The organism is Nocardia sp. NPDC006630, from assembly GCF_040611495.1.
In the GTDB taxonomy this organism is placed as follows: Bacteria; Actinomycetota; Actinomycetes; order Mycobacteriales; family Mycobacteriaceae; genus Nocardia.
In genome coordinates, this window is record NZ_JBEXOK010000014.1 from 123163 (window position 1) to 138200 (window position 15038).

Consider the following 15038-nt stretch of genomic DNA (forward strand, 5'->3'; position numbering starts at 1 on the left):
CGGACTGACGACGGGGCTGGACCGGAGGCCAGGCCCGATCGGATCGGAGACGGGCTGGGCTGGGCTGGTGGCGCAGCGTCGCGGAATGCCGCAGGCCGGCCACTTCTTGCGGCCGGCCTGCGGTTTTCGGGCTGGAGCTACTTGCCGAAGCCGGCCTTGCGGAGGGCGTCGGCCATGGAGCCGCTCGGGGCGGACTGGGGGCGGTTGCCCTGCTGACGAGCGCCGCCACCCTGGCCGCCCTGGCGGGCAGCCCCAGCTTGGCCACCCTGGCGGGCAGCCCCAGCTTGGCCACCCTGGCGGGCAGCGCCGCCCTGACCACCCTGGCGCGGGTTGCCCTGACCGCCCTGGCGGGGGCGGTTGTCATTGCCCGCCGGGCGGTGGCCCTGGCCGCCGCGCGGACGGCCTTCGCCGCGTTCGGGTTTCGGGGCGCCGGGCTCATCGTCCAGGCGCAGGGACAGGCCGATGCGCTGGCGCTGCACATCCACCTCCATGACCTTCACCTTCACCACATCACCGGACTTCACGACCTCGCGCGGGTCCTTGATGAAGTTGTGCGACATGGCCGAGACGTGCACCAGGCCGTCCTGGTGGACGCCGATATCGATGAAGGCGCCGAAGGCGGCCACATTGGTGACCACCCCCTCGAGCACCATGCCGGGCTCGAGATCGGCGACCTTCTCGATGCCCGCGGCGAATTCGGCGGTCTTGAATTCCGGACGCGGGTCGCGGCCGGGCTTCTCGAGTTCGGCGATGATATCGGTGACGGTCGGGACACCGAAGCGCTCATCGGTGAAGTCCGCGGGCCGCAGCGCGCGCAGCGCCGTGGTATTGCCGATGAGCTCGTGCACACCACGACCACTGGCCTCGAGCATGCGGCGGACGACGGGGTACGCCTCCGGGTGCACGGACGAGGTGTCGAGCGGATCCTCGCCCTCGCGAATGCGCAGGAAGCCCGCACACTGCTCGAAAGCCTTGGGGCCCAGGCGCGGCACGCTCAGCAGTGCGGTGCGGCTACGGAAGGGACCATTGGCATCGCGGTGCGCGACAATGCTTTCCGCGACCGAACCGGTAATGCCGGAAACGCGCGAGAGCAGCGGCACCGAAGCGGTATTCACGTCGACACCGACCGCGTTCACCGCATCCTCGACCACCGCTCCGAGCGAGCGGGCGAGCAGGGTCTCGGAGATATCGTGCTGGTACTGGCCGACGCCGATGGACTTCGGATCGATCTTCACCAACTCCGCGAGCGGATCCTGCAGACGGCGGGCGATGGAGACCGCGCCGCGCAGGGATACATCCATATCCGGCAGCTCCACCGAGGCGTACGCCGAGGCCGAGTACACCGAGGCGCCCGCTTCGGAGACCACGATCTTGGTGGGCTTGTTCTCCGGAATACGCGAGATGAGTTCGGCGGCAAGGGCATCGGTCTCGCGCGAGGCGGTGCCGTTGCCGATGGCGATGAGCTCCACATTGAATCGTGCGACCAGCGCGCCGAGCACGGCGAGCGACTTCTCGGTCTGACCCGTATGCGGGTAGATGACCTCGGTGGCGACGGCCTTACCGGTGGAATCGACCACGGCCACCTTCACACCGGTGCGGAAGCCCGGGTCCAGGCCCATGGTGGTGCGGGTGCCGGCGGGCGCGGCCAGCAGCAGATCGCGCAGGTTCATGGCGAAGACGTCGACGGCGTCGCGTTCGGCGGACTGGCGCAGGCGCATGCGGACATCGATGCCCAGGCTCACCATCAGTTTGGTCCGCCACGCCCAGCGCACGGTATCGAGCAGCCAGGTGTCGGCGGCGCGGCCCTGCTCGGCAATGCCGAACTTGTAGGCGATGCGCCCCTCGTAGATGGTGCGCTCGCCGGGCTCGGGCTCTTCCGCATCGGCGGCGAGGTGCAGGGTGAGCACCTCTTCCTTCTCACCGCGCAGCAGCGCCAGAATGCGGTGCGAGGGCAGCTTGGTGAACGGCTCGCTGAATTCGAAGTAGTCGGAGAACTTGGACCCCGCCTCCTCCTTGCCCGGGCGCACGCTGGAGCTGACCTGTCCGCGCGTCCACATGAGCTCGCGCAGTTCACCGACCAGGTCGGCATCCTCGGCGAAACGCTCGACCAGAATGGAGCGCGCACCGTCGAGCTGTTCGGCGCTGTACTGCGCGGGATCGGTGGTCGGATCGTTGATCAGGGCGTCGGCGACGGGCTCGTGCCCGGCCTCGCGCGCGATCTGCGCCTTGGTGCGCCGCTTCGGCTTGTACGGCAGGTAGATGTCCTCGAGGCGGGCCTTGGTATCGGCGAGCATGAGCTGCGAATGCAGTTCCGGATCCAATTTGCCCTGGCCGCGAATGGATTCGATGATCGAACCGCGGCGCTCGTCGAGTTCGCGCAGGTAGTTCAGGCGCTCGTCGAGGGTACGCAGCTGCGCGTCGTCGAGCCCGCCGGTGACCTCCTTGCGGTAGCGGGCCACGAACGGCACGGTCGAGCCGGCGTCCAGTAGTTCGATGGTCGCGCGTACCTGCTCGTCGCGCACGCCCAGCTCATCGGCGATGCGCCGGCTGACGCTGCCGAGTCGAACGGCGCTCTCGGTGCCGGTGGTCACGGTGCTCGCGGGACCTGTGGTTTCCGCGCTGACGGGTTCGGAGGCTGTCGTCACGCCCGCAGACACTACCGGCGTCCGCTGACACGCTGGGACAGTGCCGCACCGAAACGTTGCGGCGACACGCGTTTCGAAGCCCGCGCGCCGCCGCAACGAACTCGATTACGACGACAGGATGTGCTGTGGGCAGTAGACGAGAGTGTCGATCTCGGTTTCGGTGACACCGAGGAGGCCCGTCGAGGTGCCCGGGTACTCACGGTCGAGCGCCATCAGTTCGGCCTTGGTGCCCGGACCCCCGAGGTCCAGAATCTGGCAGTCCAGACGTCCCAGGTCGACGTCGAGTTGCTTGTAATCCGGCGACGCCTGCTGATCCTGCAGCAGGAAGAATTTGATCTCGTCCTGCACGGTGAACGCATTCGCCACTGCGCCACCGACTCCCATCATGGCAACGCTCGCGGTCACCACGACAACAGCTTTGCGAAACATGTTCGCCCCCACTCTTTCCTCATCTGAAAACGGACGGCCGCACTCTGCGATTTTCGCAGGGCGGCCGCTCACAGAATGTAGCCCAGGGGTGCGACAGATTCGCTCTCGGCGCCGACGCGGACTGCCGCGCAATATGTTGCGCGGCAATCACATCAGTCCGGCGGGAGCAGATCGGGGCGGCGTTCGCGGGTGCGTTCCAGCGACTGCTCGCGGCGCCAGGCGTCGATCTTGGCGTGGTTGCCGGACAGCAGGATCTCCGGGACATCCAGCTCGCGCCAGGAGACAGGGCGGGTGTAACTGGGACCCTCGAGGAGGCCGTCGGAGAACGAATCCTGTTCGTGCGATTGCTGATTGCCGAGCACGCCGGGGATGAGACGCACAATGGCTTCGGTCATGACGAGGACCGCGGCCTCGCCGCCGATCAATACGTAATCGCCGATGCTGACTTCCTCGACGCGGACGCGCCGGGCGGCATCGTCGAAAACTCGCTGATCGATGCCCTCGTAGCGACCGCAGGCGAAGACCAGATGCTTTTCGGCAGACCAGCTTTCGGCCATGGCCTGGGTGAACGGGCGACCCGCCGGGGTGGGCACCACCAGCAGTGCGTCATCGGGGCACACCTCGTCCAGGGCGTCGCCCCATACGGTCGGCTTCATGACCATGCCCGGTCCGCCGCCGTACGGGGTGTCGTCCACGGCCTTGTGCACATCGTGCGTCCAGCCGCGCAGATCGTGCACGCCGACTTCCAGGATGCCCTTGTCGATTGCCTTGCCCAGCAAGGCGGTTCGCAGCGGCTCCAGGTATTCCGGGAAGATCGTGACGACGTCGATGCGCATCGTGCTCACTCCGGATCCAGCAGACCTTCGGGCGGGTCGATCACAATCAGGGAGTCGGCGAGGGACACGGTCGGCACCATGGCATTCACGAAGGGCACCAGGATCTCCCGGCCCGCGGGCGGGAAGCCCTCGGCCGCGGTGATCGAAAGCAGTTCTCCCGCAGCGGAATGCAGTACTTCGCGGACCGTACCCACGACCGTGCCGTCACCGAGTTGCACGGTGAGGCCCTCGAGTTCGTGGTCGTAGTACTCGTCCGGGTCCTGCGAGGGCGGCAGATCGGCGGTGTCGACGACAAAGAGCATGCCGCGCAACCCATCTGCCACGGTGCGATCGTCGAGCCCTGCCAGACGCACGAGAAGCCGGCCCGAGTGCTCCCGGGCCGACTCCACTACGTACTGCTGCGTCTGCTTCGCGCGCGGCAATTTGCCCGTGAGGGTGGTGCCGGGCGCGAAGCGCAGATCAGGCTCGTCGGTTCGGACTTCTACGACGAGTTCGCCGCGCACACCGTGCGACTTGGCGACCCGACCGACGACAAGTTCCATCTACTGATCCGTGTCGACCACGTCGACGCGAATGCCCTTACCGCCGATACCGGCGACGAGAGTGCGCAGCGCGGTCGCGGTACGTCCACCGCGGCCGATCACCTTGCCCAGATCCTCGGGGTGCACATGCACCTCGACGGTCCGGCCACGACGGCTGGTGATCAGCTCGACGTGGACATCGTCCGGATTGGCGACGATGCCGCGAACGAGATGTTCGACGGCATCGGCGACGACGGCTGTCATTACTCGGCGGCCGGGGTCTCGGTCGCCTCAGAGGCAGCCTCGGCGGCCTCTTCCTTCTTGGCGGCCTTCTTCTTCGGGGTGACGGCCTCGGCGACCGGCTCGCTGTCAGCGGAAGCCAGCGCGGCGTTGAAGAGGTCCAGCTTGGACGGCTTCGGCGCCTTGACCTTCAGGGTGCCCTCCTGGCCCGGCAGACCCTTGAACTTCTGCCAGTCACCGGTGATCTCCAGCAGACGCTGCACCGGCTCGGTCGGCTGCGCCCCGACGCTCAGCCAGTACTGCGCACGCTCGGAGTTGACCTCGATGAGCGAGGGCTCTTCCTTGGGCTGGTAGATGCCGATGGACTCGATGGCCCGGCCGTCGCGACGGGTGCGCGCGTCGGCGACCACGATGCGGTACTGGGGGTTGCGGATCTTGCCCATGCGGGTCAGCTTGATGCGAACAGCCATTAGCTGTGCCTTTCGGTGGCGGCCGCCCATGGGGCAGCCTGATTGGTCACGGCCGCAATTCAGCAGTCCACGCGGGGTGGACCCGGTTTTGCGTTGAGTGTGTGACCGCCGCGCGGAACGTATCCGGAGACGGGCTTCACTGTTCTCGATGAGAACGGTGGTCCATTCTGCCAGAGAGGTCCCGGCCCGAAGAAATCGCCCTCGGCGGAGCCGACTCGCCATGGTCCGCCAACGACACAGCCCACCGGAGCCCGCGCGACTCCGATGGGCTGCCGGCCGTTTCCGGCCGCTAGTTGCCGGAGCTACCGGACGTCAGCAGCTTCACGACCAGACCCGCCAGTACGGCAGTCAGGAAGTTCTCGGCAGAACCCATAGGTCATTCTCCTCACCAGATTGGAATCAAAACATGTGAAGCATGACCTATTCACTTCGAGCGCGCAGGCAAATCGCAAGGTCGGCACGCGAAAAACGTCGAACCTACCGCCGCAAACTCAGCGCAACGAGGCAGTATCCACAACGACCGGTACCGGGCCCGGCGCGGTCACGGTCTCCCCGGACGCGGCGTAGACCTCTTGCCGGTAGCCGGTCTCTCCGAGGCGATATCCACAGAACTTGGCCGGTTTGCCCTGCGGCAGTTCGACAATCCAGACGTAGGGAACCCGCGCTGCGGCATAGCCCGCGATCTTCGTATCGCGCTCTTCCCGGGTATTTCCCGGCGACCAGACCTCGACCGCCACAACGAGCTCGTCAGCCTCGTAACTGGTCCGATCGATATCGGCGGCAACGATCGCGACATCGGGAATCACGCCGGTACGAAATGCGGTACTGATCTTGACTGCGACGCCGGGGAGCACCCGTAAATCGGCCCGCCCAGCGGCTCGGATGGCATCACGAAGTGCAACGAAAAGCTCGCCGGCCGCGTATTGATGCGACCCGGTAGGCGCGGGTGTCATGTAGAGGTACCCCAGAATCAGCTCGAGACGAGACCCATCGGACGGCTGCTCTTCGGCTAGCCAGTCTTCCACTCTCGTCTGTCCCAGGGGGTGGATCATCGAAACCTCGGCGGTCATCGTCATTTCCGTTCGATCGTGTCGCCTACGAGCTTCCGGGTGCTGCGCGATCACCCTCGATCGAGGACCATTGTTGCACGTCACCAGGCATGCGGGACGTCAAGCGGTCACCCTCAGGAAGCGAGGGCGGTGACCAGGCGGGTGGAGACCCAGGGGCCGCCCCACCACATGCGCCAGCCGAGGCTGCGCAGGGTGACGTCGGAGGCGCCGGCGGCTTTGAGGACGGTGGTGTATTCGCGGGTCTTGAAGATGTCGGCGATGACGAGGCGGCCGCCGGGGCGCAGGACGCGGAGGGCTTCGCGGACGGCTCGGGCACGTAGCTCGGCGGTGGGGATGTTGTGAATGGCGAGGCTGGAGACGATCAGGTCGAATTCGCCGTCACCGAAGGGTAATTCGGTCATATCCGCGGTACGGAGTTCCACTCGGTCGGCTACACCCTCCGCGACGGCATTGCGGGCGGTGACCTCTTCGGCATTGCCGGACTGGTCGACCGTGCGCCAGAGGTCGATGCCGACCGCACTGCCGCTGGGGAGGCGGCGTGCGGCTGCGAGCAGGACCGCACCGCGACCGCACCCCATATCGAGGATGCGTTCGTCGCCGTGCAGCCGGAGGTCGTCGAGCACCTGTTCCCAGACCTCGAATTTGCCTCGGCGCGTGGAATGTACGTACAGGGCCAGCTGGATGAGCATGACGATGCCGAGGAAGACGAACCAGCCGAGCGCGCCGGCACTGCCGAGAAGTCCGAAAACCACGGCGACCACGAAGAATACGACCGCGAAACCGCCCATCCAGAGAATCTGGGCGGGTGCGTCCACACCGTAGGAACCGTTGCGCTGCGCGGGCGAGACCGTGCTCATACCGCTCACCTTCCGTCATATGGTGTGCCGCAAGACCATTGGACGCGTCGAGAGTTAACCCCGAAACACCCGCTGTCGATGGTATCCGCTCAGCGGTGGCCGGTGACCGGATCGCGCCGGTCGTAGGCGCGGCCGCGTAGCACCACCCACGACGGCGTGGACAGCACGTGCGGACTGGTGCGCGGATCCTCCTGATAGACGACGAAATCCGCGGGTGCGCCCGGTTCGATTCCGGTGCGGCCCAGCCACGTCCGGGCATTCCACGAGGAAGCGCCGAGGGCATCGTGCGGTGAGAAACCCGCGCCCATGAGGGCGGTGATCTCGTCGGCGATGCGACCGTGCGGGATGGAACCGCCCGCATCGGTGCCGGTGTAGATGGGGACGCCGGCATCGTGCGCCTTGGCGACGGTCTCGCGGGAGCGACGGTGCAGATCGCGCATGTGTGCGGCGTAGACGGGGAATTTTCCTGCGCTGTCGGCGATTTCGGGGAAGGTGTCGATATTGATGAGGGTCGGTACCAGAGCGGTGCCGTGCGCGACCATCATCTCGATGGTCTCGTCGGTGAGGCCGGTGCCGTGTTCGATGCAGTCGATCCCGGCGTCGAGCAGGCCGTAGAGCGCGTCCTCGCCGAAGACGTGCGCGGTGACGCGGGCGCCCTCACGATGCGCGGCGTCGATGGATTCCTTGAGGATGGCATCCGACCACAGCGGGGCCAGATCGCCTGCCGAGCGGTCGATCCAGTCGCCGACGATCTTGACCCAGCCATCGCCGCGGCGGGCCTGCTCGGCAATGATTTCCGGGAGGTCGCGTTCGTCCTCGAGTTCGATGCCGAGTTCCCGGATATAGCGCCGTGGCCGGGCAATATGGCGGCCCGCTCGAATGATCTTGGGCAGATCCTCGCGGTCGTCGATGAAGCGGGTGTCGATGGGTGAGCCCGCATCGCGCAGCAGTAGCGCGCCCGCATCCCGCTCGACCTCGGCCTGGGCGATCGCGCCCGCCGAATCCTCTTCTCCCCCACCGTATTTGATGCCGACGTGGCAGTGCGCGTCGACCAGTCCCGGCACGATCCAGCCGGCGGCGTGCACCGTCTCGGCATCGGCGATCGGTTCGCAGGAGATGACGCCGTCCTGGACCCACAGGTCCCGCATATCCCCGTCCGGCAGCACCACTCCGCGGAAATGCAGACGCATGATCAGCCTCCTCGCCACGCACACCGTGCCTCGACACAAACCCAGCTCCACTACAAACTACTGCTCGCCGCTCCGCAAGAATTCGCGCGGCCTCGCACCCCCTGAACCCGCGTGTCCCACTATTCGTCCAGCACGGAGATGTCCGCGCGTTCACGACACACCGCAAGGATCGCGGCGACCCCGGCCGCGATGACCGGGTGCTCGGCGGAACCCCGGCGTAGCGCGACCAGATGCCGCCGAATGGGCACCGGGTCACCCCGCAGCGGCACCCGCACCACCGCCAGCTCCGGCGGGATCAAGGCCAGCCGCGCGATCAGGCTGACCCCGAATCCGTTCGCGACCATTGCCGATACTCCGACGAAATGCACAGCCTGCCCGGCAATTCGAGGGGTGAACCCGGCGGCGGCACAGGCTGCGGACACCACCAGGGAGTGCGTGATCCAATCCCGCCCGGTGATCCACGGCTCCGCGGCCGCCTCGATCAGCTGCACGTCCGAGCGCCCCGCGAGCCGATGTCCGGCCGGAACCAGCAGATCCATCGGTTCCGCGAGCAACGGCCGCTGCTCGAACCGCGGATCGTCCGCACTGGGACTGCCGGGCGCGGGCAGGACCACGGCGATATCGCAGTCCCCGGCCAGCAGCAGCTCGAAACAGTGCGTGCTCTCGTCCTCGATCAGCGAAATGCTCAAGCTCGGATGGGTATCTCGCAACCGCGCCGCCGCCGGAGCCACCACGGCCGCGAGCGCGGTCGGCATGGCGCTCAACCGCAGCCGCCCCGCAATACCCGCCCGATGCGCAGCCAACTCCGCCCGCGCCAACTCCCCCTGCGCCGCAAGCAGATCCGCATGCCGCAGCAGCGCGAACGCGGCAGGCGTCAACTGCACCCGCCGCCCGACATGCTCCAGCAACTCCACCTCGAAATCCCGCGCCAGCCCCCGCAACTGCTGCGACACCGTCGACGGCGTCAAATGCAGCGCCGCCGCAGCCGCCGTCACCGTCCCCTGCTCCCGCAACACCCGCAACGACTGCAACCGTGGATCGATCATGTGGACATTCCACACGATTCCCTGCGGAATTATTCGATGGACCGCACCTATCACGCCCGGAAAGACTCGAACCCATGACCGGATCAGACGAGCACTGCGGCACCTGCGGATGGCCGACCACCCTTCCCCCGACCACAATCTCCCGCCACCACACCTCCGAGGGCCTGGTCACCTACACCCGCTGCACCTGCGGCACCGTCCGAATGTGGCTGTCCCCCAACACCCCCCACCAGCTCGGCCCCCACTGAGCCACAACCACACACCCTGGTCTCCGAACACCCTCCAAGCCCCACCCACCTGCAATTCCCTACCGAAAGCCCCGCCCGTCCATGCGCCGCCTGCCAATCCTTCGCTGCCGACATACCTCGCCTTCGACCAGTCCTCGCCCCCGTCCCCACCTCCGACCTGGTCGGACGTTCACCAGGAGTTGACGGCGGCATCGGCCGAGAAGGGCCCGCCACTAATTCCCTGGCGGTCACGAACCTCGAGCCTGAACGCATCCGCCGAGCCAACGACCTCGTCCCACGCGAGCAATTGCGCTCCGCGCGGCGGAGCCGCAATGGAGTCGGCCGCCCAATTCGGTGTGACGCCGGGCTCTCGACGCACCTCGGCCCCGCCGCTGTGCGACGGGGCCGAGGTGAATTCGGTTGTGGCGCTTACTTCTTGGGGAAGTTCAGCTTGGAGAGGTCGAAACCTTCCAGGCCCGGGGGGAGTTCGTTGAGGCCGGCGGGGAGGTTGGAGATGTCCGGCATGGCGCCGGGCATGCCGCCGGGGAGGGCGGGCATACCGGGCATACCCGGGAAACCGCCGCGCATCTTCGGCGGGGTGGGGCCGCGGCCGCCCTTTTTGCCCTTCTTGCCTTTGCCTTTTTTGTTGTTGCCGCCGCGCGCGCCGGGGAGGCCGAACTGGCGGCTCATGGCGCCCATCATCTTCTTGGCTTCGAAGAAGCGGTCGACGAGCTGGTTGACCTCGGAGACCGAGACGCCGGAACCGTTCGCGATGCGCAGGCGGCGGGAGGCGTTGATGATCTTCGGGTTGTCACGCTCGGTGGGCGTCATGCCGCGAATGATGGCCTGCACCCGGTCGAGCTGCTTGTCGTCGACCTGGGCCAGTACATCTTTCATCTGACCCGCGCCCGGCAGCATGCCGAGCAGATTGCCGATCGGGCCCATCTTGCGGATGGCGAGCATCTGCTCGAGGAAGTCCTCGAGGGTGAGCTCGCCGGAGCCCATCTTGCGGGCGGCTTCCTCGGCCTGCTGCGCGTCGTAGACCTGTTCGGCCTGCTCGATCAGGGTGAGCAGATCGCCCATGCCGAGAATGCGGCTGGCCATGCGGTCGGGGTGGAAGACGTCGAAGTCTTCGAGCTTCTCACCGGTGGAGGCGAAAAGGATGGGGCGCCCGGTGATTTCACGCACCGACAGCGCCGCACCACCGCGGGCGTCACCGTCGAGCTTGGTGAGCACGACACCGGTGAAGCCGACGCCGTCGCGGAAGGCCTCGGCCGTGGTGACCGCGTCCTGACCGATCATGGAATCGAGGACGAAGAGGATCTCGTCCGGGTTGACCGCATCGCGAATGCCGGAAGCCTGCGTCATGAGCTCGGCATCGATACCGAGGCGACCGGCGGTATCGACGATGACGATGTCGTACTGCTTGGACTTGGCCTCTTCGATACCGCGCCGGGCCACATCCACCGGATCGGCCGCGGAAACACCGAGCGGGTTGTCGCCACCGCCGATGGAGGTGCCCGGATTGGGCGCGAAGACCGGCACACCGGCCCGTTCGCCGACCACCTGGAGCTGGGTGACCGCGCCGGGCCGCTGCAGATCACAGGCGACGAGCAGCGGCTGATGCCCCTGGCCCTTCAGCCATTTCGCGAGCTTGCCCGCGAGCGTGGTCTTACCGGCGCCCTGCAGACCCGCCAGCATGATGACGGTCGGCGGATTCTTGGCGTACTGCAGTCGCCGGGTCTCGCCGCCGAGGATGCCGACGAGCTCCTCATTGACGATCTTGACGACCTGCTGGGCCGGGTTCAGCGCCGCGGAGACCTCCGCGCCCTTGGCACGCTCCTTGATCTTGGCGATGAAGGTGCGCACCACCGGCAGCGCCACATCGGCCTCGAGCAGGGCGAGGCGGATCTCACGGGCGGTCGCATCGATATCGGCCGGAGACAGGCGCCCCTTCCCGCGCAGATCCTGGAGGGCACCGGCCAACCGGTCGGAAAGGGATTCGAACACCGATGCTCCTGATCTCGAGGGACGTCACTCGAGATACCAGGGTAGTGGGATCCGCGGTGAGCTGTTATTCCAGGCTATTCGAGACTGCGCGGGCGCGGCTTCGTGGAGGGGCGCCGGAGGGCGTGCGGCTCGCTCGCGACCATGCCGACCGCCTCGCGGGCGGTGAGCCCGAGTTCGAGGGCGAGACCGTCGAGCGTGATCCATTCGGAGTCGGTCACCGGGGGCATGGTCACCGTCCCGGCAATGGTCATGGCCGTCACCGCCTGCTGACCGGAGAGGGTGCGACCGGGCAGCCAGGAAACCACCCAGCGGTCACCGCCTACGCAGCGCGCTATATGCGGGGTCATATCGCTCGTCATCATCGACGCCGAAACAACTTCAATTGCCACCGACCAGCTCCCCTCATACGCGCGACACCATTGGTTGAGGGCGATATTAGGGGGGAACGCGGACCGCCAGATCGGTATTTCAGCAAATTACGTGCAACGATCGGATTAACTGGCAAACGTACGGTTTGCCAGTTAATCAAGCAACCTGGCGAATGGTCAGAAACCTGAGGTTGATCCTATTTCAGTGTCTGATTCGGGCGTTTTCTTCGGTTGTTGCGGAGGCACCACAGAAAGCACCGCCGCTTCGATTTCCGCGCGGCGTTCCGGCGTGTCGGAGGCACCGAGATCCAGGTAGAACGAGTCCACCACCGCCGCACCGAGCGTGGCCACCTTCGCCCACGACACATTTACATCGCATTCCGCGAAAGCGGCTGCCAAACGACTCAGTAAACCGATACGATCCTCCGCGCGCAATTCCAGGAGCACCCGTCCGGGTTCCGCCGTATCCACCCAAATCACGCGCGGCTCCGCCTGCGCAAACGGACTTCGCTGGGTGCCACCGGCTTCCCGTTCCTTGCGTGCGAGCACCGAAACCAAGTCCAGATCTCCGTTTATCGCCCTGATCAATTCCTGGCGCAGCAGACCAGGATCCGGCGGATCACCGAAACGCGGCGCGACCACAAAGGTGTCGATCGCCGAAGCCCCGACGCTCACCAGCTCGGCCGAGAGCACCCGCAGCGAATGCAGGGCCAGGATTCCGGCCGCATCCGAGAGCAGGCCCGCGGTGTCGGGCGCGACCACCGTGACGATATGGGTGTAGCGGCCATCGCCCGGCTTCAATTCCACATGCACACCGCCGTTTTCGACGCGGGCGCGCAGATCGTCCGGAATCGGCTCGGGCTGCGGCAGCTCCTCCCCCGCCATGGACAACCGGCAGCGGCGCACCAGATCGCCGATGAGCGAGGCCTTCCAGTCGTTCCAGACGCCCGGCCCGGTCGCCAGCGAATCGGCCTCCGCGAGCGCGTGCAGCAATTCGAGCAGCAGCGGATCGCCGTCCAGGGCCTCGACCACCGTTTTCACGGTGTCCGGATCGGAAATGTCGCGGCGGGTCGCGGTATCGGGCAGCAGCAGGTGCTGCCGCACCATGGCCGAGAGCGTGCGCACATCCGACGGCCACAGTCCGAGCCGCCGGCCGATGGAGGTGGCCAGCTCCGCACCGACCACACTGTGATCCTCCGTGCGCCCCTTGCCGATATCGTGCAGCAGCGCCCCGATCAGCAGCAGGTCCGGGCGGGCCACGCGGGTGGAGAGCGTACCGGCCTGCGCGACGGCCTCCATGAGGTGACGGTCGACGGTCCAGGTGTGCATGGCATCGCGCGGCGGCAGATCCCGCACCACGCCCCACTCCGGAAAGAGCCTGCCCCACAAACCGGTTCGGTCGAGGGCCTCGATGGCGTCGATGGTGCCGCGACCCGCGCCCAGCAGCACCAGCAGATCGTTGAGCGCCTCCTTGGGCCACGGCTCGCGTAGCTCGGGCGCATCCTCGGAGAGACGGTTCAAAGTTGTTGCGGACATGGGCAATCCGGACTGCGCGGAGGCCGCGGCCACCCGCAGTATCAAACCGGGATCACGCTGTGGCCGCGCATCGCGCGCCAGCACCACCTCGCCGGAGTGCTCGACCACCCCCTCATCGAGTGGTCGGCGCACCGGCATGCGGCGCAGGCGGGCGAGTCCGCGGCGGGGCAGCGCGTTCGCGGCGGTGCGCAATCCGACATCGGTCGAATAGCTGACAGTCCGGGCCGCATCGCTGAGCGTGCGGGCCAGATCGAAGCGGTCGCCGATGCGCAGGGCGGCGCCGATCTCATCGGCGTCCTGGGCGCGCAATTGGTCGCGGGCGCGACCGGCGACCCGATGCAGTTCGGTGCGAACGTCCAGCAATCGGCGATGCGCCTGCTTCAGCCCGCCACCCGGCACATCCGGACCGAGCCCCGGCATGGCATCGGTCAGCTGTGCGATGGCGAGGGCGTCCAGCAGCTGGATATCGCGCAGTCCACCGCGGCCGTTCTTGAGATCGGGTTCGGCGCGGTGCGCGATCTCTCCGCTACGGCGCCACCGGGTTTCGGCCTGTGCGATGAGCCCGTCGAACCGGGAGCGCACCCCGGAGCGCCAGTCCCGCCGCACGCCGCTGATCAGCAGATTGCTCAGGCCTTCGTCGCCGACGATATGGCGGGCCTCCAGCATGCCCAATGCCGCGGTCAGATCGTCCGCGGCCACGCGCAGCGCCTGCGGCACCGTGCGCACGCTGTGGTCGAGCTTGATGTGTGCGTCCCACAGCGGATACCAGAGTTGATCGGCGACCTCGGCGACCCGCGCCGGATCGACGTCGTCGTAGAGCAGTACCAGATCCAGATCCGAGTACGGGAGCATTTCGCGGCGTCCCAGACCACCCACGGCGACGATCGCCAGACCGCTGTCGGCGGTGATGCCGACCTCGTGTCCCTTTGTCGTCAGCCACAATTCGTAGAGGTCCACCAGCGCCTGGCGCAGCGCCTCGGGTTCCAGGCGGGCGGTGCGGCCGCCGGGGTGCTCGGCGAGCAGTTGGTTTCGAGCCCGGACCAGATCCGAAGCGCCGTTGGAGATCGTCTCCTCGGAGCCCTTCTCGTCGCGTGCCTGCTGGAATCCCACAAACCCACCACCCATCTCATTCAGTTCGTCATTCCGGCTGCGCCCGGAACTTTCAACTCTGCCCGAGCACGGCGACGGCCCCGTCCCCTCCGGTCCTCATCCGGCGGGGAGCGGGGCCGCCGCTCGCTCGATCCCTGTAGTGCTAGAGAGCGTCGGACCCGCGCTCACCGGTGCGAACCCGGATGATGGCCTCGACCGGGGTGACCCAGACCTTGCCGTCACCGATCTTGCCGGTACGAGCGGCCTCGACGATAACCTCGACGACCTTCTCGACGGAGGCGTCGTCCACAACTACCTCGACCCGGACCTTCGGGACGAAGTCGACGGAGTACTCCGCACCGCGGTAGACCTCGGTGTGGCCCTTCTGACGACCGTAGCCCTGCACTTCGCTGACAGTCATACCGAGCACGCCTGCCTGCTCCAGCCCGGTCTTGACATCCTCGAGCGTGAACGGTTTGACGATTGCAGTGATCAGTTTCATTT

At 66.9% G+C, this 15038-nt stretch carries 15 protein-coding genes; 1 reads left to right on the plus strand and 14 read right to left on the minus strand.

All coding sequences use genetic code 11. The features are described 5' to 3' along the window. Positions 1-137: 137 nt before the first annotated feature. The 10 genes from ABZX86_RS35130 to ABZX86_RS35175 all read right to left on the minus strand — a co-directional run bounded on the left by ABZX86_RS35130 (position 138) and on the right by ABZX86_RS35175 (position 9304). Positions 138-2591, minus strand: coding sequence for a Tex family protein (locus ABZX86_RS35130; RefSeq protein WP_355130025.1), 2454 nt, complete (start codon positions 2589-2591; stop codon positions 138-140). A 159-nt stretch (positions 2592-2750) separates the two neighbouring features. Beyond that, complete coding sequence (locus ABZX86_RS35135; protein ID WP_355129930.1) at positions 2751-3074, minus strand: hypothetical protein; 324 nt, start codon at positions 3072-3074, stop codon at positions 2751-2753. Between the two features lie 152 nt (positions 3075-3226). After that, positions 3227-3910, minus strand: coding sequence for a tRNA (guanosine(37)-N1)-methyltransferase TrmD (gene trmD, locus ABZX86_RS35140; RefSeq protein WP_355130027.1), 684 nt, complete (start codon positions 3908-3910; stop codon positions 3227-3229). A 5-nt stretch (positions 3911-3915) separates the two neighbouring features. Next, positions 3916-4452, minus strand: a complete 537-nt coding sequence (gene rimM, locus ABZX86_RS35145) for a ribosome maturation factor RimM (protein WP_355129932.1) — start codon at positions 4450-4452, stop codon at positions 3916-3918. Continuing rightward, a complete protein-coding gene (locus ABZX86_RS35150; RefSeq protein WP_067827290.1) occupies positions 4453-4695 on the minus strand; it encodes an RNA-binding protein in 243 nt (80 codons plus the stop codon). It abuts the gene before it with no gap. Continuing rightward, positions 4695-5141 carry a 30S ribosomal protein S16 gene (rpsP, locus tag ABZX86_RS35155; protein WP_327144794.1) on the minus strand — a complete coding sequence of 149 codons (447 nt, stop codon included), beginning with the start codon at positions 5139-5141 and terminating at the stop codon, positions 4695-4697. The genes ABZX86_RS35150 and rpsP overlap by 1 nt, the downstream gene beginning before the upstream one ends. 491 nt (positions 5142-5632) lie before the next feature. Continuing rightward, positions 5633-6211 carry a Uma2 family endonuclease gene (locus tag ABZX86_RS35160; protein ID WP_355129935.1) on the minus strand — a complete coding sequence of 193 codons (579 nt, stop codon included), beginning with the start codon at positions 6209-6211 and terminating at the stop codon, positions 5633-5635. A gap of 113 nt (positions 6212-6324) precedes the next feature. Continuing rightward, the gene (locus ABZX86_RS35165) at positions 6325-6900 is read right to left on the minus strand and encodes a class I SAM-dependent methyltransferase (protein WP_355130029.1); all 576 of its coding nucleotides are present in this window, start codon (positions 6898-6900) and stop codon (positions 6325-6327) included. Positions 6901-7157: 257 nt separating this feature from the next. Next, complete coding sequence (locus ABZX86_RS35170; RefSeq protein WP_355129937.1) at positions 7158-8258, minus strand: amidohydrolase family protein; 1101 nt, start codon at positions 8256-8258, stop codon at positions 7158-7160. A gap of 119 nt (positions 8259-8377) precedes the next feature. Continuing rightward, complete coding sequence (locus ABZX86_RS35175; RefSeq protein ID WP_355129939.1) at positions 8378-9304, minus strand: LysR family transcriptional regulator; 927 nt, start codon at positions 9302-9304, stop codon at positions 8378-8380. A gap of 74 nt (positions 9305-9378) precedes the next feature. On the opposite strand from ABZX86_RS35175, the gene ABZX86_RS35180 reads away from it, so the two are divergent. Next, positions 9379-9552 carry a hypothetical protein gene (locus ABZX86_RS35180; protein WP_355129941.1) on the plus strand — a complete coding sequence of 58 codons (174 nt, stop codon included), beginning with the start codon at positions 9379-9381 and terminating at the stop codon, positions 9550-9552. A 408-nt stretch (positions 9553-9960) separates the two neighbouring features. On the opposite strand, the gene ffh is transcribed toward ABZX86_RS35180, so the two are convergent. From ffh to ABZX86_RS35200, 4 genes are all read right to left on the minus strand, one after another. Next, positions 9961-11541: a signal recognition particle protein gene (gene ffh / locus ABZX86_RS35185; protein ID WP_355129943.1), complete on the minus strand. Its 1581-nt coding sequence runs from the start codon at positions 11539-11541 to the stop codon at positions 9961-9963. A gap of 74 nt (positions 11542-11615) precedes the next feature. Further along, positions 11616-11930 (minus strand): hypothetical protein, encoded by a 315-nt coding sequence (locus tag ABZX86_RS35190; RefSeq protein ID WP_327144789.1) that lies wholly within the window; start codon positions 11928-11930, stop codon positions 11616-11618. 156 nt (positions 11931-12086) lie between these two features. Beyond that, positions 12087-14555 (minus strand): [protein-PII] uridylyltransferase, encoded by a 2469-nt coding sequence (locus tag ABZX86_RS35195; RefSeq protein WP_355129945.1) that lies wholly within the window; start codon positions 14553-14555, stop codon positions 12087-12089. A 142-nt stretch (positions 14556-14697) separates the two neighbouring features. Further along, the gene (locus ABZX86_RS35200) at positions 14698-15036 is read right to left on the minus strand and encodes a P-II family nitrogen regulator (RefSeq protein WP_297628039.1); all 339 of its coding nucleotides are present in this window, start codon (positions 15034-15036) and stop codon (positions 14698-14700) included. Positions 15037-15038 lie beyond the last annotated feature (2 nt).

What these genes read in the sequence shown, in the direction of transcription:
- ABZX86_RS35165 (WP_355130029.1), bottom strand. Translation starts at nt 6,900, where the DNA reads ATGCTCATCCAGCTGGCCCTGTACGTACATTCCACGCGCCGAGGCAAA.
- trmD (WP_355130027.1), bottom strand. Translation starts at nt 3,910, where the DNA reads ATGCGCATCGACGTCGTCACGATCTTCCCGGAATACCTGGAGCCGCTG.
- ABZX86_RS35170 (WP_355129937.1), bottom strand. Translation starts at nt 8,258, where the DNA reads ATGCGTCTGCATTTCCGCGGAGTGGTGCTGCCGGACGGGGATATGCGG.
- ABZX86_RS35135 (WP_355129930.1), bottom strand. Translation starts at nt 3,074, where the DNA reads ATGTTTCGCAAAGCTGTTGTCGTGGTGACCGCGAGCGTTGCCATGATG.
- ABZX86_RS35175 (WP_355129939.1), bottom strand. Translation starts at nt 9,304, where the DNA reads ATGATCGATCCACGGTTGCAGTCGTTGCGGGTGTTGCGGGAGCAGGGG.
- rimM (WP_355129932.1), bottom strand. Translation starts at nt 4,452, where the DNA reads ATGGAACTTGTCGTCGGTCGGGTCGCCAAGTCGCACGGTGTGCGCGGC.
- ABZX86_RS35160 (WP_355129935.1), bottom strand. Translation starts at nt 6,211, where the DNA reads ATGACCGCCGAGGTTTCGATGATCCACCCCCTGGGACAGACGAGAGTG.
- ABZX86_RS35180 (WP_355129941.1), top strand. Translation starts at nt 9,379, where the DNA reads ATGACCGGATCAGACGAGCACTGCGGCACCTGCGGATGGCCGACCACC.
- ABZX86_RS35150 (WP_067827290.1), bottom strand. Translation starts at nt 4,695, where the DNA reads ATGACAGCCGTCGTCGCCGATGCCGTCGAACATCTCGTTCGCGGCATC.
- rpsP (WP_327144794.1), bottom strand. Translation starts at nt 5,141, where the DNA reads ATGGCTGTTCGCATCAAGCTGACCCGCATGGGCAAGATCCGCAACCCC.
- ABZX86_RS35200 (WP_297628039.1), bottom strand. Translation starts at nt 15,036, where the DNA reads ATGAAACTGATCACTGCAATCGTCAAACCGTTCACGCTCGAGGATGTC.